The organism is Nonomuraea basaltis, from assembly GCF_005893125.1.
GTDB classification, from domain to species: Bacteria; Actinomycetota; Actinomycetes; order Streptosporangiales; family Streptosporangiaceae; genus Nonomuraea; species Nonomuraea basaltis.
In genome coordinates this window covers 1-2,996 of record NZ_VCJS01000480.1, presented here as the reverse complement: position 1 = coordinate 2,996, position 2,996 = coordinate 1, and the positions used below count along the sequence as shown (strand labels likewise).

General features: G+C 66.7%; 5 protein-coding genes and 1 pseudogene. 4 read left to right on the top strand and 2 right to left on the bottom strand.

Features of this window, described 5'->3' with window-relative positions; all coding sequences use genetic code 11:
• The coding region (locus EJK15_RS68640) for a DEAD/DEAH box helicase (RefSeq protein WP_338089981.1) at nucleotides 1–166 on the bottom strand (166 nt) is incomplete at its 3' end.
• A 185-nt stretch (nucleotides 167–351) separates the two neighbouring features.
• Here EJK15_RS68640 and EJK15_RS68635 point away from each other — a divergent pair.
• From EJK15_RS68635 to EJK15_RS68625, 3 genes are all read left to right on the top strand, one after another.
• Nucleotides 352–753, top strand: coding sequence for a hypothetical protein (locus tag EJK15_RS68635; protein WP_138720826.1), 402 nt, complete (start codon nucleotides 352–354; stop codon nucleotides 751–753).
• Between the two features lie 202 nt (nucleotides 754–955).
• Nucleotides 956–1,675: a hypothetical protein gene (locus EJK15_RS68630; RefSeq protein ID WP_138720825.1), complete on the top strand. Its 720-nt coding sequence runs from the start codon at nucleotides 956–958 to the stop codon at nucleotides 1,673–1,675.
• Nucleotides 1,676–1,680: 5 nt separating this feature from the next.
• Nucleotides 1,681–2,133 carry a hypothetical protein gene (locus tag EJK15_RS68625; protein ID WP_138720824.1) on the top strand — a complete coding sequence of 151 codons (453 nt, stop codon included), beginning with the start codon at nucleotides 1,681–1,683 and terminating at the stop codon, nucleotides 2,131–2,133.
• Between the two features lie 174 nt (nucleotides 2,134–2,307).
• On the opposite strand, the gene EJK15_RS68620 is transcribed toward EJK15_RS68625, so the two are convergent.
• Entirely contained in the window at nucleotides 2,308–2,784 is a 477-nt protein-coding gene (locus EJK15_RS68620; protein ID WP_138720823.1) for a hypothetical protein, read from the bottom strand.
• Here EJK15_RS68620 and EJK15_RS68615 point away from each other — a divergent pair.
• A pseudogene (locus EJK15_RS68615) lies at nucleotides 2,762–2,996 on the top strand (adenosine deaminase); the annotation flags it as partial. The gene EJK15_RS68620 and the pseudogene EJK15_RS68615 overlap by 23 nt on opposite strands.

Below are 2,996 nucleotides of genomic sequence, written 5' to 3'. Positions count from 1 at the left end.
CGGAGGTGGTCGAGTTCACCGCCACGGCGCCGCCCGCGTCGGCCTTGAGCAGGCTGGTCACCTGGTCACGCTGGAGCGCGATGAGCGGCGAGACGACGATCGTGGGTCCGTCGAGCAGCAGCGTGGGAATCTGGTAGACGGCCGACTTGCCGCCACCGGTCGGCATGACGAGCAGCACGTCACGGTGAGTTCGACATCGAATGCTGGGCCTTGCCCAGGGCGATCCCACCTACGCCGCATCCCGCTCTGACGTCGCCTTCACCGAGAACGTGCCTTCTACCGGCGACTGTCCCGTCCTCAGGATGAGCTCGACAACGTGACTGCCGCCGTCAACACCCCGAGGAGATGACCATGCCCACTGCGAACGACGACTTTGCCCGAGAACTGTTGTGCCAGACCGCCGCCGCGATGATCGCCAACATGTTGGAGCCGACGATCCTGTCCCTCACCGATCTGGCCCACGCCTGGCGCCACTCCCTCATCCACGACAAGCACCTCGGTCCGCCGCCGGCCATCCCGGCGGCCGACATGGTGCGCTGGGACGCCTTTCAAGACGCGACGAGCAACGAGCCGATCCCCGAGCGTCTGCGTAAACACGAGCTGGCCAAGGTCGAGGCCCTGTTGCACCTGGGACAAGCCATCGTGGCCGCCAGCGCCCCGAACCCCTGTCCCCCGAACGCCCTACCCGACCACATCGTCCAGTTCGCCATCCGTCTCCAGGACACCGCCGCTGAGTACTACGACGCCCGGTAAGGAAACGCATGGCATGGCTGCGGCGGGGGAACGCTACACCCGCCTCCCGATCGCCGCCGTCCACGACCTGCCGCGCCAGACCCGCCGACGCGCCGAGCACGGTGGCGCTCCCCGCATCGCCTGCATCATCGGGATAACGATGCGCGGTCGCGGACGACCTAGGGCTCCAGGTTGTCACCTCTGTCCGGCATGATCACCTGGCATGAAGCAAGCACTCCTCGCAACGGCGGCCCTGGCCGCGCTGACCGTGCCCGCGCTGCCCGTACACGCGGCACCCAAGGACCCGGTCAAGGCCCTGAACGCGACGATCGTGCCCGGGCACGGCGTGCGGTTCACCGGCAGTGTCACGTGGACGGACGGCACTGACGAGCGGGGCGCCCGCGACATCAAGGGCGTCTTCCAGTTCGGCAAGAAGGACGTCGCCGCCTTCGACATCACCATGAAGGACGGCGACGAACAGCAACGCGTCATCGGCATCGGCAAGACCGGCTACTACTCCGGCGGCCTGATCGGCCGCCTGCTGCCCGAGGGCAAGACCTGGTACAAGGAAAAGAACCGCGGCATGCCCGACTCGTGGTCGCAGTTCATCAACCCGGCCGAGGTGAAGACCCTGGCCCGGTTGCTCAAGAACGGCACGACCAAGGGCGACACCGTCTCCGGCTCGATCACCGTCAAGGAGCTCAAGGCGGTCTCGGCCTGGGTGTCCGCCGCCAGGCTCGGCAACGAGCACGACGGCGTGAAGATCTCCTACACGCTCACCCTGTCCTCGGCGGGCCTGGTCAGCCGGGTGAGGTCCACCTACGCACTGGCCGATGACGGGACGACCTACACCAGCACCGTGGACAGCCGTTACACGGGGTGGGGCGGCAAGGTGTCGGTCAAGGCGCCGGCGCCCGCCACCGTGACCACCAAGATTCGCTGACCTTCATGTCCCATCGCCTGCGCTTCGGCCAGTACCGCAGCGCGGGCAGCGGCACGGACAGGATGCCAGACACCACTACCGCCCTGGACGTGATCGACTTCGTCGCTCTCCACATCGACAAGCCGAGCTTCACCGGCGGCCACACCTGGGGCTTTGCCCACCCTCACTACTCTTTCGACACAAGGGAGCGCGACCCGTTCATCGACGGTCCGCTCACACCGGGCCAGGAGCAGTTCCAGGACGACATCGAACAGATCTTCAGACGCACCGGGATCGCATTCACCCTCGGCAGTGACATGCGCGTCCATCGTCTTGGGCCACCGAAGCACGCACCGCGATCTCCGACTTCGGGCCGAACACCAGCGATCCCGAGCTCGACGCCCTGCTCGGCGACGCCGTCGCCAGGTTCCTCTCGCGCGTTCCTGCAGGTCTGCCGTACCGGCATAGCTGGTGGGTGAGGCAAATGCAGACGTGGGGCGACCTTGGCGGAGGCGGCGAGACCGTGCTGACGCCGATCGATGCGGCCGAGGAGCAGGCCACCACCGGCACGACTCCCCCAGTACCGGTCCCTGCCCCTGCCGGTCGTGACCTGGCGGGGAGCGACCTCTACATCGGGAAAGTCCGGCGGGGCTTCATCGCTGTTCGGGGTGCTCGGCAAATTCGTCGGGGTACAAGATCCGGGCGCGTATTTCCCAATGCCCTCGCCCGCTCAGTTGGTCGTTGATTACGACGTAGCTCTCCAAAGGGTCGGTGGGGCACCTCCACCAGTTGGATATCTGCGCCTTGAGCTCCTCCCACCCGGGTGGGTCGTCGTTGACGTCTCCCATCAGATAGAAGACGTCCGGACTCCAGTATTTGATCTTGATGAAGGTGTGGCGAGGCTCGCCCCTGTTCAGGGAGGGCCACTCGTCAGCGATGCAGATGTCATTCGGCTCGTGAGCTCGAAGGAGCCGCTGGTCCTGCCAGACGTAGTCGTCATCGGATGCGGGGTTTGCGTGGGCCGATAAGCCGACGCGCACGACGTACTCTCGGGGCACCACCACGGAGGCGTATAACCCGGCACGGAATTCCCTCGTCCGGAGGCTGGCGATGGGTGGTGGCGTGCCCACCCGGCACCTGGACGCCTTCGAGTACCTGCAGCGCGAGAACGCGCACTTCACCACCCACGCCGGCGAAGCCTTCGGCCTGCCGTCAATCTGGCAGGCGATCCAGTGGTGTGGCGCCGACCGGCTCGGCCACGGCGTCCGGATCATCGACGACATCGCCTTCTCCTCCGACGGCGAGGCCGAGCCCGGCAGGTTGGCGGCGTACGTCCGCGACC